13 protein-coding genes are annotated in these 14,639 nt (G+C 65.1%); 8 read left to right on the top strand and 5 right to left on the bottom strand.

What is annotated here, in order from left to right:
• The first annotated feature begins 343 nt into the window (after positions 1-343).
• Entirely contained in the window at positions 344-1,354 is a 1,011-nt protein-coding gene (locus KVP10_RS12945; RefSeq protein ID WP_217965031.1) for an aldo/keto reductase, read from the top strand.
• Positions 1,355-1,548: 194 nt separating this feature from the next.
• Here KVP10_RS12945 and KVP10_RS12950 read toward each other — a convergent pair whose 3' ends face one another.
• Positions 1,549-2,457 carry a LysR family transcriptional regulator gene (locus KVP10_RS12950; RefSeq protein WP_217965032.1) on the bottom strand — a complete coding sequence of 303 codons (909 nt, stop codon included), beginning with the start codon at positions 2,455-2,457 and terminating at the stop codon, positions 1,549-1,551.
• 113 nt (positions 2,458-2,570) lie between these two features.
• On the opposite strand from KVP10_RS12950, the gene KVP10_RS12955 reads away from it, so the two are divergent.
• From KVP10_RS12955 to KVP10_RS12980, 6 genes are all read left to right on the top strand, one after another.
• Positions 2,571-3,653 (top strand): tartrate dehydrogenase, encoded by a 1,083-nt coding sequence (locus KVP10_RS12955; RefSeq protein WP_217965033.1) that lies wholly within the window; start codon positions 2,571-2,573, stop codon positions 3,651-3,653.
• Positions 3,654-3,935: 282 nt separating this feature from the next.
• On the top strand, positions 3,936-5,246 hold the full coding sequence (locus KVP10_RS12960) for an MFS transporter (RefSeq protein WP_217965034.1): 1,311 nt from the start codon (positions 3,936-3,938) through the stop codon (positions 5,244-5,246).
• Between the two features lie 612 nt (positions 5,247-5,858).
• The gene (locus KVP10_RS12965; protein WP_217965035.1) at positions 5,859-6,122 is read left to right on the top strand and encodes a hypothetical protein; all 264 of its coding nucleotides are present in this window, start codon (positions 5,859-5,861) and stop codon (positions 6,120-6,122) included.
• Positions 6,123-6,462: 340 nt separating this feature from the next.
• Positions 6,463-7,179, top strand: a complete 717-nt coding sequence (locus KVP10_RS12970) for a Crp/Fnr family transcriptional regulator (protein ID WP_217965036.1) — start codon at positions 6,463-6,465, stop codon at positions 7,177-7,179.
• Between the two features lie 73 nt (positions 7,180-7,252).
• Positions 7,253-8,251 carry a 2-hydroxyacid dehydrogenase gene (locus KVP10_RS12975; protein WP_217965037.1) on the top strand — a complete coding sequence of 333 codons (999 nt, stop codon included), beginning with the start codon at positions 7,253-7,255 and terminating at the stop codon, positions 8,249-8,251.
• A gap of 89 nt (positions 8,252-8,340) precedes the next feature.
• Complete coding sequence (locus KVP10_RS12980) at positions 8,341-8,757, top strand: GNAT family acetyltransferase (protein ID WP_217965038.1); 417 nt, start codon at positions 8,341-8,343, stop codon at positions 8,755-8,757.
• Between the two features lie 150 nt (positions 8,758-8,907).
• Here KVP10_RS12980 and KVP10_RS12985 read toward each other — a convergent pair whose 3' ends face one another.
• From KVP10_RS12985 to KVP10_RS13000, 4 genes are all read right to left on the bottom strand, one after another.
• Positions 8,908-9,669 (bottom strand): class I SAM-dependent methyltransferase, encoded by a 762-nt coding sequence (locus KVP10_RS12985; protein WP_217965039.1) that lies wholly within the window; start codon positions 9,667-9,669, stop codon positions 8,908-8,910.
• Between the two features lie 352 nt (positions 9,670-10,021).
• The gene (locus KVP10_RS12990) at positions 10,022-10,924 is read right to left on the bottom strand and encodes a DMT family transporter (RefSeq protein WP_376810925.1); all 903 of its coding nucleotides are present in this window, start codon (positions 10,922-10,924) and stop codon (positions 10,022-10,024) included.
• Between the two features lie 155 nt (positions 10,925-11,079).
• Positions 11,080-11,667 (bottom strand): hemerythrin domain-containing protein, encoded by a 588-nt coding sequence (locus KVP10_RS12995; RefSeq protein ID WP_217965041.1) that lies wholly within the window; start codon positions 11,665-11,667, stop codon positions 11,080-11,082.
• A gap of 158 nt (positions 11,668-11,825) precedes the next feature.
• Positions 11,826-12,710, bottom strand: coding sequence for a LysR family transcriptional regulator (locus tag KVP10_RS13000; protein WP_217965042.1), 885 nt, complete (start codon positions 12,708-12,710; stop codon positions 11,826-11,828).
• Positions 12,711-12,899: 189 nt separating this feature from the next.
• Between KVP10_RS13000 and KVP10_RS13005 the strand changes: the two genes are divergently transcribed.
• A complete protein-coding gene (locus tag KVP10_RS13005; protein ID WP_217965043.1) occupies positions 12,900-14,525 on the top strand; it encodes a gamma-glutamyltransferase family protein in 1,626 nt (541 codons plus the stop codon).
• The last annotated feature ends 114 nt before the right edge of the window (positions 14,526-14,639 follow it).

Consider the following 14,639-nt stretch of genomic DNA (forward strand, 5'->3'; position numbering starts at 1 on the left):
TTCTTGGTCCGCGGCCTGGAACGGGGCGCCTCCCTCCGGTGCGATACCCCACGCACCTCCGGGAGGTGCCCCGTTCCCTCCGCTACCGGTGAGACGGTTGGTGGGATGGGGGGCGTGTGGGCTGGATGTGGCGGCCGGGCGGCCGCCACGTGCTGCGCTGTGCACTTTATGTGCTATTTTAATTTTCGGGGCCCGGCCGGGTGGTGTGCCCCGGATCGGACCAGCTCTTGCGCGGGCTTCCGATCCGGGGCGCCGCGGCCGGCGCCGCGATTCGATCAACTCGCTGCGCGCGCTTGGCGGCCGATACGGCCCGTGCCGCGCGCATTGCACATCGGGGAATGCCATGCAATACCGCCGTCTGGGCAAAAGCAATCTGAAAGTATCGGCCCTGTGCCTGGGGACCATGATGTTCGCCGGCCCGACCGACGAGAAGGAGGCGGGCAGCATCGTCGCCTCGGCTGCCGAACACGGTATCAACTTTATCGACACGGCCGACGTCTACAACAAAGGCGCTTCGGAAGAAATGGTCGGCAGATTGCTGGCCGGGCAGCGTCATGAGTGGGTGCTGGCGACCAAGCTGGGCAATCCCATGGGCAAGAAGCCCAACGAATCGAACTACTCGCGCAGCTGGATGATGCGCGAAGTCGACAACAGCCTGCGCCGCCTCGGCGCTGACTACATCGACATCCTGTACATGCACCGCGATTTCCACGAAGAAAATCTGGAAGAGCCGCTGCGTGCGATGGGCGACCTGATCGCTGCGGGCAAGCTGCGCTACTACGGCATTTCCAATTTCCGCGGCTGGCGTATCGCGGAAGTCATACGCCTGTGCGAAAAGCTCAATGTCCCGGCGCCGATTGCGTGCCAGCCCTATTACAACTTGTTGAACCGCGGGCCGGAAGTGGAAATCCTGCCGGCCTGCGCTCATTACGGATTGGGCGTTGTGTCGTACAGCCCCATCGCGCGCGGCGTGCTTACCGGCAAGTATCAGCCGGGCCAGCCGCCCGCGCCCGAAACGCGCGCGGCGCGCGGCGACAGGCGCATTCTCCAGACCGAGTTCAAGGAAGAATCGCTGCTGATCGCGCAGAAGCTGGCGCAGCATTGCGAGACTCGCGGCATCAAGCCCGGGCATTTCGCCACCGCCTGGGTGCTGGCCAACCAGCATATCAGCGCCGTCATCGCCGGCCCGCGCACGCTGGCGCAGATGGAAGACTATTACCCCGCCGTGGATGTGGCCATCTCCGCCGAGGAAGAGGCCCTGGTCGACAGCCTGGTCACGCCGGGCCATGCCTCGGCCGCAGGCTACAACGACCCGAACTATCCCTTCTTCGGCCGCCTGAGGGCCGCAGCCTAGCAAGCTTCTTGCAGGATCCTCAGTCGCGCTGGACTAGCCGCCCGTCGTGCCCTCGCTCGTCTACAACAGTAGCGGAGGGAATGGGGCGCCTCCCGGAGGTGCGTGGGGTATCGCACCGCAGGGAGGTGCCCCTTCCAGGCCGTGGCCCGAGAACCCGGCCCGGCGACGCACGAATCCGCAAGCCCGCCACATGCTCAGGACCCCAGCTCCGCGGCCAGGAAATCTACGAACGCCCGAATGCGGTTCGAGAGCTGGTGGCGTTGCGCATACACGGCATAGATATCCGCTTCCGGGGTTTCATAGTCCGGAAGCACCACCACCAATCGCCCGTCCGCGAGATGCTCCTGGATATCCCATTCCGCGCGCATCAATATGCCGTGCCCGTCCAAGGCCCATTTCACGGCGATCTCTCCATCGTTGGTCGTCAGATTGCCATTGATGCGTATGGTCTCGGTCCTGCGGGAAGCGCCGCGCCCGCTCGACAGCCGCCAGATCCCATAGGCCTCGTCGCCCTGGCGGATGCCGATGCAATTGTGCGCCGCCAGGTCGTGCGGCGTGGCCGGTGTGCCGTGCCGGCCAAGATAGGACGGCGAGGCGCATAACAGCCTGCGGTTCGGCGCGAGCCGCCGGGCGACGACGCGCGCATCGGGCGGCGCGCCAAACCGGATGCACACATCGAAGGTATCGTCGGTGAGCGGCGGGGGCGTCACGGAGAGCTGAAGCTGGACCGATACTTGAGGGTACAGCGCCACGAAACGGGAGATGCACGGCGCGATATGGCTGCGCCCGAAGCCCAGGGTGGCGTTGACGCGCAGCAGCCCTGTCGGATGCTTTTGCGCACCCCCAAGCAATTCTCCCAGCGCGTCGATTTCATCGAGAATGCGGCGCGCATGTTCGATGTACACCTCTCCCTCCGGCGTGAGCATCATGCGGCGGGTCGTCCGATTCACCAATGGCACCCCGGCCCGCTTCTCCATTTGCGCAAGCCGCTTGCTTACGGCGGCGGGAGTGAGTCCCAGTTCGCGGGCGGCCGCACTCAGGCTGCCGGAGGCGGCGAGTATCGAGAAAAACCCCAGATCGGCGGGCTGTACGGAATCAGTCACGGTTTTATCTGTGAATTCAAGTTAATGATGCTTTGAGAGCACCAGTGGTTATTAAATCAGAATTTTAGGTAGAGTTCGGCCGTGGGGCTTTTATCAATCCCAAAGGTCGAGAAATGAAGACATACCGCATAGCAACCATCCCCGGGGATGGCATCGGCAAGGAAGTCATCCCGGCGGGCAAGGCCTTGCTGGAAACCCTGGCCGGAACGACGCAGGGCTTTACGTTCGAATTCGAGGATTTCGACTGGGGCGCCGATTACTACCGCGCGCACGGAATCATGATGCCTGCAGACGGGCTCGATGCCTTGCGTGGCAAGGATGCGATTCTCTTCGGCTCGGCCGGCGATCCGGATGTCCCCGACCACATCACGCTGTGGGGGCTGCGCCTGAAGATCTGCCAGGGCCTGGACCAGTATGCCAATGTGCGCCCGACCCGCATCCTGCCGGGTATCGATGCGCCGCTGAAACGCTGTGGGCCGGCGGACTTGAACTGGGTCATAGTCCGCGAAAATTCCGAAGGCGAATATTCGGGCGTCGGCGGCCGGGTGCACCAGGGCCAGCCTATCGAGGCGGCCACGGACGTATCCATACTCACACGCGCCGGCGTCGAGCGCATCATGCGCTTCGCGTTCCGCTTGGCTCAATCCCGCCCGCGCAAGCTGCTCACAGTCGTCACCAAGAGCAATGCGCAGCGCCACGCCATGGTCATGTGGGACGAGATCGCCCAGCAAATTGCGCGTGAGTTTCCCGACGTCAAATGGGACAAGGAACTCGTCGATGCAGCCACCGCGCGCATGGTCAACCGTCCGGCAAGCCTGGATACCATTGTTGCAACCAACCTGCATGCCGATATTCTCAGCGACCTCGCCGCGGCGCTCGCAGGCAGCCTCGGCATCGCGCCGACCGGCAATATTGATCCCGAACGCCGTTATCCATCGATGTTCGAGCCCATACACGGCTCGGCGTTCGACATCATGGGAAAAGGCCTGGCAAATCCGATCGGTACTTTCTGGTCGGTAGTAATGCTGCTCGAGCATCTGGGCGAGACGCAGGCCGCCGCGCATGTAATGCGCGCTATCGAGAAAGTCACGGCGGATCCCGCGCTGCACACTCGCGACCTGGGCGGCATTGCGACGACCGCGCAGGTGACTGCGGCGATGTGCGAGCTTGTGGGCAAGGCAGCCGTCGCCGCATAAACGGCGGCATGGCTGTGCAGAAGTCTTCGACGATGCCGGTCCGGGCGTTGGCATGGTCGCAGCGGCCGAATCGTATGCCGGAATAGGGTGGGTATCCCCTGCAGGCGGCTTGGGCAAGCACATCTTGCATGTCGCCGGCTGCCGCATGCCCGGCCGATCCAAGGCGATCCCACGGAGCGCTCTGGGGCGACTCCCGGCATCGTGGCCGCGCTGCACATCCGGAAATCCTGCAAGTCCAGGCAAAGACAGGATCGGAAACCAATTTTCATGGAGGAGAGACACATGCAATCTGAAATTGAATCCCGGGTATCCCGGAAGCTGATGTGGCACATCATTCCGTTCGTGATGCTGCTTTATTTCGTCAGCTTCCTGGATCGTGTCAACGTGGGCTTTGCCGCAATGACCATGAACAAGGAAATCGGGCTGACGCCGGCCGCGTTCGGCCTCGGCGGCGGCCTGTTCTTTATCGGGTACTTTCTGTTCGAAGTTCCGTCCAACCTGATTCTGCATAAAGTAGGCGCAAGAATCTGGATCGCGCGAGTCATGATCACTTGGGGGCTCGTGTCCGCCGCCTCGGCGTGGACTGCGGGTCCGATAAGTTTCTACAGCCTGCGTTTTCTGCTCGGCGTGGCCGAGGCCGGCTTCTTCCCGGGCATCATCCTCTACCTGAGCCTCTGGTTCCCAGTCAAGCAAAGGGCCGCGGCCACGGCATGGTTCATGGCTGCCGCGCCATTGTCCACCGCTCTCGGTTCCCCGATCTCGGGCGCGATCATGCAATTGCCATCCGTATTCGGCTTTTCCGATTGGCAGCTTTTATATGTCATCGAGGCCATACCCGCGATCGTGCTGGGGTTCGTCGTATTGCGGCGCCTGGTCGACACGCCCGCGCAAGCCTCGTGGCTGAATGCACAGGAGCGGGACTGGCTGCTTGCGCAGATGCAGACAGAGGCCGGCCAGCGCGCGGCGCACTCCGACCATGTCGTCGGCGTGTGGAAAGCCTTGCGCGAGCCCCGGGTGCTGGTGCTGGCCTTGATCTATTTCGGCACCTCGGCGGGCCTCTACACCCTGGGCCTGTGGGCCCCCTTGATGATTCGCCGCTTCGGCTTCGACGCCCTGCACACCGGCTTCATCAACGCAATTCCCAGCGTGGCCGCGATCATCGGGATGATCCTGTGGGCGCGTCATTCGGATCGCCGCGAAGAGCGAACCTGGCATGTCGTCATCCCGTGCGCGCTTGCGTGCATCGGCTTTATTTTTGCGGGCCGCGCCGACACCGCCCTCATGATCGTGCTGGCCCTGGTCATCGTCAACGTCGGTATCAGCGCAGCCAAGCCTCCGCTATGGGCCATGCCCAGCATGTTCCTGTCCGGCGCCGGCGCCGCGGCGGGCATCGCGGCGATCAATTCGATCGGCAATCTGGGCGGCTTCTTCGGCCCGGCCGTGATCGGCTGGCTGAAGCAGAGCACCGGCGGCTATGCGGCGGGACTTTATGTCGTGGCTGCGCTGCTTGCCGTTTCCGCCATCATGACGCTGATACTGAGCCGCAGGCCCGGTCGCGGCTCCATCGCGAGCCCCGTCGGCAGCAACCATTGAGCCGGGCGCCGAAGCGAGACGCACCTATCTCCGAAAAAGAATGCGGCCCCAGCCGCGTTGAAAAGCGTCCCCGCTCCCCCTCGCTCGTCTACAACAGTAGCGGAGGGAATGGGGCGCCTCCCGGAGGTGCGTGGGGTATCGCACCGCAGGGAGGCGCCCCATTCCAGGCCGCGGCCCAAGAACCTAGCTGGGCGACGCTGAAGCGAGGGGCATCGAAATACAAGCCTTCGAAGTACCAAAGCTAAAGAAGCACGACCTCTCCGGCCGTGCCGCAAAATCCCCGCTTCCTTTCAATCGTCTACAGCAGTAGCGGAGGGAATGGGGCACCTCCCGGAGGTGCGTGGGGTATCGCACCGCAGGGAGATGCCCCATTCCAGGCCGCGGCCAACGAACCCGGCCCGCCGACGCATGAATTTCCGAGACCGCGCCACATAAGCGCTAACCACGCAAGCAGGAAAACCAGCGGGAAGCACAGGGCCGCGAGGCGCCTGCGTCAGCAACTCCCCGGCCCGCGCCTATACTGCCTATACTGTAGTAACGCGCTGAAAGATCCCGCGATGTAACACTTTTCCAACCGGCAGAACCTTCGCTGCCGGTGCGGGTCCAACCTTCATGAGAAACACCAAGACCGGCGTGGCGAAACGCCTCATATTTTCGCTCTGCGTGTTGGGTGCTCTCGGCGGCTGTGCGGTCTATCCGACCAGCCCTGGTTACACCTATTACGATGGCTACGGCTATACCGCTCCCGCTCCAGCCTATGTCGGGCCGCCAGTATATTTCGGCCTGGGCATCTGGGGCGGCGGGCCCTACTACCACGGCTGGCATGGCGGCCGGCGCGGTGGCTGGCACGGTGGCGGCCGCCACTGGCATCGTTGATACGCACGCATACACCTTGCAGTCCTCCGCCGGACTGCCGAAAAGCCCTGTGCGCCGCGCGCCTGCTGCGCATACGGAACAGCCACGTTCTTCCATCTACTATATTTTGCGCCGGGCTGCCTACGCCGGGCCACCTATATTGCGTCAGGCCATCTCCGTTGCGCCGGGCCATCTACATTGCGCCAGGCCGAGCCTCCCGACCGATCCCGCAACGCTCGGCGTGATAGCATGCCCCAAGCCGCACAACAAGCCCTCATGCTTGCCTCAGCCGGAAATCGCGCTTTTACTTTTATAAAGTAATTATGGAACAGGGCGGCATCGAATCTGCCTGAAAAAAGAAATGCCGCCCAACGCCCCCTTCGAGATCCTGGCGCGCGCCGAGCAACTGCTGCGCCGGCACGCCTGGCTGGTCGGCTCCGCGCCCGCCGCCATCGATGCCTTGCTGGCCGGCGCCCGCATCCAGCGACACGAACGCGGCCAATATCTTTTTCACCGCGAAGAAGCCAGCCACGACGCCTGGCTTGTCGTCGACGGCTTCGTCACCACCGGCGTCGCGGGGCCGGACGGCAAGGCCTATACATCCCACTGGTTCGGCGCGGGCGCAGTGCTCAACATCGTCTCGGCCATGGACGCGCAGTCCGCCATCCACGACTGCATCGCCCGCACCGATTCCATCTCCGTGCAGATCAAAGGCTGTGCCTTGCAGGCCTTCCTGGACCAGCATCCTGGCGCAAAAGACGCCATCTTGCGCTACCTCTGCGGGCGCATACGCTATCTGCAGCGCCTGGTGCGCGAATCGGCGCTGGCCACGCTGCGCGCCCGTTGCGCCCAGGTGCTGGTGGACCTGGCCGACGAGCACGGCATCGGGCAGGACGACGGCGTGCGGCTGGCGTTCAGCCTCACGCAGGAATCGCTCGGCGAGATGCTGGGCTGCACGCGGCAAAGCGTGAACAAGGAATTGCAGCGCTTCGAACGCGAGGGGCTGATACGCCTTACCCGATCCTGCTGCGTGTTGCTGGAGCGCGCCAGGCTGGACGCCATCGCCTTCGCGGGTTAACCACTAGCGCTGTACCCTGCAAGTGTCGGGAAATTGACTGACGGGCGGGCAGCCGCAGTCAATAATGGCGGCCATGACAAACACTGCACCTGCCCCTCACGGCGCGGCCGCGCCCGTCAAGATCTTCTACCTGGCCATCGGCACGCCCGAACTCTATGCCGTGGCGCGCAGTTATGTGCCTGCGGGCATGGAGCTCGTCACGCTCGATTCGGCCGACCGCGCCGAGTCGCTCGCCAAGATTCGCGATTGCGAAGTGGTGATCGTCGGCACCCGCAAGCTCGACCGCGAACTCATCGAGGCCGCGCCCCGGCTGCGCCTGGCCGTGCACCAGGGCGTGGGCTACCACGACACCATGGACGTGCCCGCCCTTCGGGAACGCGGTATTCCCGTAGCCGTTACCCCCAACGGCACTCCGCAGACGGTTTCCGAGCACGCCGTGATGCTCATGCTTTCGGCCTGCCGACTTTTGCCATACGCGGATGCCGAACTGCGTGCCGGCCGCTACCACGTCAATGCGCTGCGCCTGCAGTCGCAGACGCTGGCCGGCAAGACGATAGGCTACGTTGGCATGGGCCGGATCGGCCAGGCCACCGCGCGCCGGCTGCTGGGCTGGGAGACTCGCGGCATCTATACCGACCCTGTCGCGCTCGACGCCGGGCACGAGCAGGCCTTGCAGCTCGAGCGCGTGGACCTGGACACCTTGCTGGCGCGCGCCGACATCGTGACGCTGCACGTGCCGCTCACCGAAGGCACGCATCATCTGATCGACGCCGGGGCCCTGGCGCGCATGAAGCGCGGCGCCGTACTGGTGAACACCGCCCGCGGCCCGGTGATGGATGAAGACGCCGTGGCCGATGCACTGGCTTCGGGTCATCTGGGAGCCCTGGGCACCGACGTTTATCGCCATGAACCCGTGCCCGGCGACCATTGCCTGACCCCTTATCCGAATACCGTGCTCACGCCGCATATCGCCGCAGCCACGCGCGACACCTACGCCCGCAAGATGGAAGGCGTCTTCGCCAACATTGCCCGCTACTACGCAGGGGAGAGCCTGCTCGAACAGGTGCTGTGACTCGCGTGAGTGCCGGTTCGCGCGCTGCGGATCCTGTGTCCAGGCCTTAAAATCGGGGACCGATATTGGATTCGAGGCCTGCCCGCGACATGGAAATACGCTCTTACCGACCCAGTGATGAAGATGCAGTGATTGCGCTGTGGCGCGAGGCCGGGCTGCTGCGGCCCTGGAACGATCCGAAGCGCGACATCGAGCGCAAGCTGACCGAGCAGCCCGAACTGTTCCTGGTCTGCGAGACCGGAGGCAAGCTGGCAGGCACCGCGATGGTGGGGTATGACGGCCATCGCGGCTGGGTCTACTACCTGGCCGTGGCAGAGTCGCAGCGCGGCCGGGCCATGGGCACTGCGCTGATGCAGCGTGCCGAGCAACTGCTGATCGAACGGGGCTGCCCGAAGCTGAGCCTGATGGTACGCAGCAGCAATGCCGCCGTGTTGAAGTTCTACGAGTCGCTGGGATACGCCCGGGACGAGGTCGTGACCCTGGGCCGGCGCCTGATACCCGACTGACGGCGTAGCTGGGCGCGAAGTTGCGCATGGGGCAGGGCCGGGCCCTTGTCCCGCCTGGCCCCGAAGCAAACCGTGCATGGCAGCGCCGGCATTCCCGCCGAAAGGCCGGCTTACGCGCTGCCGGGAGCACGCTTCGGGAAAGATTTGCGATCAGGCGTGGCGCGCCTGGATCCAGGCGGTGTCGCTGGAAAACGTGCGGTCGGGCTGGATCGCGAAGTATTCGCGGGCTTCTTGCGGCAGGGCGTCCATGGTCGCATGCAGCGCGGCCACGCGCGGCGCCGGCGTGCCGATGCGGCGCACCCAGCTTTCGAATTCCAGTTTCAGCTTCCACGAATCGCTGTTCGTGACTTCGAGCCCCGCCGCGGCCAGCATGGCGCGCCATTCCGACAGCCGGTAGTCGCGCACGTGCGAGGCGTCGCGCAGCAGTTCTATGGTCTGCAGCGCCGTGTCGTACAGCGGGGTTTCGGGCGCGATCACGTCTATGATCACCAGAGTGCCCGCGGGCGCCAGCACCCGCGCCATTTCCCTGGTCGAGGCGCCCATGTCCATCCAGTGGTGGGCGGAATAGCGGCTCACTACCAGGTCGAAGGCATGGTCGTCGAAGGGCAGTTGCTGGACCGAGCCCTGCAGCGTGGCGAGCTTGTCCAGCCCGCGTTTCGCGGCCTCGGCGCGTACTACGCCGAGCATTTCTTCCGAAAGATCGTAGGCCACTACTTCCGCGGGAGCGGCCGCGGCTACGGCATAGCTGGCGTGGCCGCCGCCACAGCCCAGGTCGAGCACGCGGCGTGGCTGCAGGCTTGCGGCCAGCGCGCCCAGACGCTCGAGATCACTGCCCTGCGCGTGCACGGCACTGGTCAGGTAGTTTGCGGCCATGGTGCCGAATTGGCGGTTCACCAGATTGTGTTGGTCCATATTGTGGGGGCTCCTGCGTGTTCGGTGTGGCCTGTTGCGCGCGCCTGGCGATTCCTGGCTTGCAATCGGGGAGGGCCTGGCGATGGGCCGGTCTGCCGGCTGCGGCGCAAAGGTACAGGCATAGAAGCCTATGCACAATCCGCAGCCGCGGCAAGCCCATTGCAGATACTAGTATTGCTGCTGCTACGCTGAGGGCCCCGAAGCCGCTTGCGCCTTCGGGATCACGCCTTTGCCTGTGCGGCGCTTCGTGGCGGAGCCGCCCAGGGTTTTGTCGGCATGAGATCGCACCCGCGCGTGGTGCGTTTGGGGCGGCGCGCAAGAAGCCGTTCCTGGACGGGAAAGGGCGTGCGAATCAGACCACGCTCGGCCTCTTCCTGCGTCCGTCGTGCGTCACCAGGAAGATCCCGGCCGCGGCCAGCAGCATGCCGGGCCACGCGGGCGGAGGTATGGTCTCGCCTAGTGTCGCGTAGGCGATCAGGGCCGTAACCGGCGGCACCAGGAAGAACAGCGCCGACACCCTCGAGGCCTCGCCGTGGCGGTACATGGCCAGCAGCAAGGTGATGGCGACGATGGAATTGGCCAGTGCCAGGTACGCCAGGGCCAGCAGCAAGGATGTGGTCCACACGATGTGCATGGGTTCCAGCGCCGCGGCCAGCGGCAGCGTCACCGCCAGGCCCACGGCGTACTGGATCAGGTTCGCGGCGATCGGATGGACGTCGGTGCCGTAGCGCCGTTCCCATAGCGTGGCGGCGGTGATCGCCAGCAGCGCCGCGCAGGCATACAGCAGCCCGGCCCTGGATGCCACGGCCACGTCCGATTTCGAGACTATGACCAGCGCGGCCCCGGCCACGCCCAGCAGCAGTCCCGCCCAGCGGCGCCGGCTGATGCGCTCGCCGGCAAAGAAGGGGGCCAGCAGCCCGATGAGCAGGGGCTGCAGGGACGTGATCAAGGCCAGGGCCCCGGCGGAAATCCCGTGCTTGAACGACAGGTAGGTGAAAGAAAAATATCCGGCCTGCAGCAGCAGGCCGACCATGGCGACCCGGCCCCAGGCCTGCAGCGTGCGCGGCCAGCGCGGACGCAACACCAGGGCCAGCGGCGCCAGCACCGCCAGCACCACCGCATAGCGCAAGGCCAGGAAAGTCAGAGGATCGGAATGAACAAGCCCGACTTTCAGGACGATGAAGCCGGTGCACCAGAGCAGCAGGAATATTGCCGGGGCGGCCCCGAGCCAACGGGGAGGAGGGGCGTCGCGCATGGCGGGGGGCGGCATGTTCCGGGATTTCAGGGCTGGAGAGGCGGAAAGTCAGAATCGCATAGTAACCGGCCGTCCCGCCAGGTGCATTTCCGGCCGTAGACGGTCTCGTGCGGGCCGGCGGGAACTCGCGGGAACTCGCCGCGGGCGATGCTGCTTCAGACGGGGGGTATGCCGCGCCGCTCGCGCATGGCGCGGCCTATGCGTGCCAGTTCTTCGTCGCTGAGCAGCCGCGCCGCCATCGGCAGCAACTCGTCTTCCTCGAAGCGTATGTGACGCTCGTAGAGCGCGGCGAAGGCTTCGACGTCGGCTGCGGGCAGGGCGCTCGAGGCGTCCGGCGCCGTGGCGCCGGCATTGCCGTTTTCATGTGCCGCACCGGCTATGGCCTGCAGGCGCGGGCGCAAGCGGGCCCAGGCTGTTTCGAGTTCGCGGTGTTCGTCACGCAGCCCCTGGGTCATGCCCTTCAGGCATACCGGATCCGAACCGGCCATGGATTCGAGCAGGGCAGGAAACAGGTCTTGCTCTTCGTCGGCATGGTGCTGCGGCGCGGCCGTATCGAAATAACGCAGCACACCGGCCGCCGCGCTGCGCGCCGGCTCGTCCACGCCATGTCCGGCCAGGTGCGCGGCCAGGCGCCGCAAGGTATTGCACTGGCGCTCGATGCGGATATGGCAGGCGGCCAGCATTTCCAGCGGCGCTTCGGTGCTGGCGGCCGGAGACGTGAAGCCGGGGATCGAAATATTCATGGGTCGGGCCTCGCTGCGTGTATCGGCGTGCAGCGCATTGCGCCGCCGCTGCTTCCATCATAAACCTTGCGGTCGGGCCTCGTGCCGTGCTGCGGCGTCTATGTGGATGTAGAGATCCCACGGCCGCGCCGCCGGCGTCGGGCTTGCCGATGCGGCGTTCAGGTCCGCGCCGACAGGGTCGCGTAGCGTTCGAAAATCATCGCGGTGACTTCTTGCAGGCGATGGTCGCGGCGCTCCACCATGCCGATGTCGCGGCTCACTTGTCCCAGCTCGGGCGGCAGGGGCAGGGTGCGCAAGCCCGTGGCTTCCTGCCAGCGCATGGTGTGCAGCAGGGGCAGCACGGTGATGCCCACGTCATGCCGCACCAGGTCCAGCACCTGCTCTATGGCGTTGAGCTCCAGGAAGTCGTCGGGCGTCACGCCCAGCTTCCTGAGCACGCGCTCGACCTGGGCCCCGGTGTGCTGGCTGCGGTCGAAGCGCAGGAACGGATGGGTGCGCAGCAGCTCCCTGGGGTCGTCGCCGATGACCCGGGTGGATGCGATTAGGCAGACCGGTTCCTGGTACAGGCGTTTCCAGCGCGTGCCGGGCGGCGTCTTGCCCGCGCCCACCACCAGCGCCGCGTCGATCTCGCCGTTTTCCACCTTGTGGCACAGCTCGCGGGACTTGCCCGAAGACAGGCGTATCGTCAGGTCGCGATGTTCGCTCTTGAGTTGCGACACGATGCGCGCCAGAGTGCTCATGCAAGAGACGATGGCGCCGATGCTCAGGGTGCCGGCGTAGGTGCCGGGCGGCGGGCGCGGGGTGCGGATGCGGTCGTAGATTTCCAGCAGCTGCTCGATTTCCGGCAGCAGCTCGCGCCCGGCTGCATTGAGCGTGGCCAGCCGCCCGCTGCGGTCGAACAGCGGGCGGCCCAGCTCGGTTTCCAGGGCGCGCATTTGCAGGCTCACCGCAGCCTGGGTCAGCGCCACCTGTTCGGCAGCATCCGAAAAAGAACCGCGCCGGGCTACGGCGACAAAGGTGCGCAGGTAGCGGATCGAGCTCATAAAAAAAACTTGAGAGACAAATATTAAAATTAAATTGATTTAATGAGTCAGTAATAGTAGCTTATCGAGGCCTGTACGCTCGACGGGCGGGCATCTGTTTGCCCGCAGGCTCGGCGCCGCTATTCAAGCGGACAGGCCCCTAATTTTCATAAACAGGACGCCGGCATAGGCCGGATAGCAGGCTGACACATGGAACTCTTCGACTGGACCAACCCCTACCCGACGACGCGTACGCCGGTTTTCGCCCGCAATGTGGTGTCGACTTCTCATCCGTTGGCCGCGCAGGCGGGCATGCGCATGCTGCTGCGCGGCGGCAACGCGGTGGACGCGGCGCTCGCGGCGGCCGCCACCATCGTGCTGGTCGAGCCCGTGTCCTGCGGCATCGGCGGGGACTGCTTCGCCATTTTGTGGGACGGCAAGAAGCTGCACGGGCTGAATTCCTCCGGCACGGCGCCGGCGGCCTGGAATGTCGAATACTACAAGCGCAAATACGGCGTCGACGGCAATGGCCTGGCGATCCAGCCCAAGCGCGGCTGGGACACGGTCACTGTTCCCGGCGTGGTGGCGGGCTGGGCGGCGCTGCACGACAAATTCGGCAAGCTGCCCTTCGAGGAATTGTTCGAGCCGGCCATCGAGATCGCCGAGCGCGGCTATGCCGTGCCGCCCATCGTGGCGGGCAAGTGGGCCACCGCGGCCGAAGAACTGCACAGCCAGCCCGGCTATGCCCAGACCTTCATGCCCAATGGCCGTGCGCCGCGTATCGGCGAGTTGTTCCGCATGCCCGGCGCGGCCTATACCTTGCGGCGCATCGCGCAAAGCCGCGGCCGCGATTTCTACGAGGGCGAGCTGGCTGAGAAGATCGTGGCGTTCAGCCGCGAGACCGGCGGCTCGTTCACGCTGGACGATTTGCGCGGCTACAGTCCCGAGTGGGTCGAGCCCATAGCCAAGAATTACCGCGGCTACACGGTGCATGAAATCCCGCCCAACGGGCAGGGGATCGCCGCCCTGATGGCCCTGGGCATGGTAGAGCACTTCGACCTGCGCAACATGCCGGTCGATTCGGTGGTTTCGCAGCATGTGCAGATCGAGGCCATGAAACTGGCCTTCGCCGATCTGTACCGCTACGTGTCGGACCCGCGCAGCATGGAAGTCACGCCGGCCCAGATGCTGGACGACGCCTATCTGCAAAGCCGCGCCAAGCTGATCCGCCTGGATCGCGCCGGCGATTTCCAGGCCGGCCGGCCCCATTCGGGCGGCACAATATATTTGTCGGCGGCCGACGAGCACGGCATGATGATCTCTTTCATACAGTCCAACTACATGGGGTTCGGCTCCGGCGTGGTGGTGCCCGATACCGGCATCAGCCTGCAAAACCGCGGCGTGGGCTTTTCCATGGACCCGGCCTCTCCCAATGTGGTCGGGGCCGGCAAGCGCCCGTTCCACACCATCATTCCGGGCTTCCTCACGCGCGACGGCCGTCCCGTCATGAGCTTCGGCGTCATGGGCGGCGACATCCAGCCGCAGGGCCACCTGCAGACCCTGGTGCGCATGCTCGACTACCACCAGCAGCCGCAAGCCGCCTGCGACGCGCCGCGCTGGAAGGTCAACCGCGACTTCACGCTCGACATCGAACCCAATATGAACCCCGAAACGGTGCAGGGCCTGAAAAACCTGGGCCACAAGATGAAATCGATCTACGATCCGTACATGGATTTCGGCTCCGGCCAGTTCATCTGGCGGCTGTCGGACGAGCCCGATCATGGCTACGTGGCCGCCAGCGACAGCCGGCGCGACGGGCTGGCCGCCGGCTTCTGACGGCGGGCCGGCTGGCACTCCGGGTTGATGGTTCGTGCGACAAATCCTCGACCCGGGCATGAAGGCCCGCCGCGGCAAAAAGCGGACCTTTTTCTTATCTGCTTGGTTTGAACA

It is taken from the genome of Candidimonas humi (genome assembly GCF_019166065.1).
GTDB lineage: Bacteria > Pseudomonadota > Gammaproteobacteria > Burkholderiales > Burkholderiaceae_B > Candidimonas > Candidimonas humi.

Bases quoted from the DNA above. Each gene is read 5' to 3' on its own strand.
- KVP10_RS12945 (WP_217965031.1), top strand. From the start codon at position 344: ATGCAATACCGCCGTCTGGGCAAAAGCAATCTGAAAGTATCGGCCCTG.
- KVP10_RS12955 (WP_217965033.1), top strand. From the start codon at position 2,571: ATGAAGACATACCGCATAGCAACCATCCCCGGGGATGGCATCGGCAAG.
- KVP10_RS12960 (WP_217965034.1), top strand. From the start codon at position 3,936: ATGCAATCTGAAATTGAATCCCGGGTATCCCGGAAGCTGATGTGGCAC.
- KVP10_RS12965 (WP_217965035.1), top strand. From the start codon at position 5,859: ATGAGAAACACCAAGACCGGCGTGGCGAAACGCCTCATATTTTCGCTC.
- KVP10_RS12970 (WP_217965036.1), top strand. From the start codon at position 6,463: ATGCCGCCCAACGCCCCCTTCGAGATCCTGGCGCGCGCCGAGCAACTG.
- KVP10_RS12975 (WP_217965037.1), top strand. From the start codon at position 7,253: ATGACAAACACTGCACCTGCCCCTCACGGCGCGGCCGCGCCCGTCAAG.
- KVP10_RS12980 (WP_217965038.1), top strand. From the start codon at position 8,341: ATGGAAATACGCTCTTACCGACCCAGTGATGAAGATGCAGTGATTGCG.
- KVP10_RS12985 (WP_217965039.1), bottom strand. From the start codon at position 9,669: ATGGACCAACACAATCTGGTGAACCGCCAATTCGGCACCATGGCCGCA.
- KVP10_RS12990 (WP_376810925.1), bottom strand. From the start codon at position 10,924: ATGCGCGACGCCCCTCCTCCCCGTTGGCTCGGGGCCGCCCCGGCAATA.
- KVP10_RS12995 (WP_217965041.1), bottom strand. From the start codon at position 11,667: ATGAATATTTCGATCCCCGGCTTCACGTCTCCGGCCGCCAGCACCGAA.
- KVP10_RS13000 (WP_217965042.1), bottom strand. From the start codon at position 12,710: ATGAGCTCGATCCGCTACCTGCGCACCTTTGTCGCCGTAGCCCGGCGC.
- KVP10_RS13005 (WP_217965043.1), top strand. From the start codon at position 12,900: ATGGAACTCTTCGACTGGACCAACCCCTACCCGACGACGCGTACGCCG.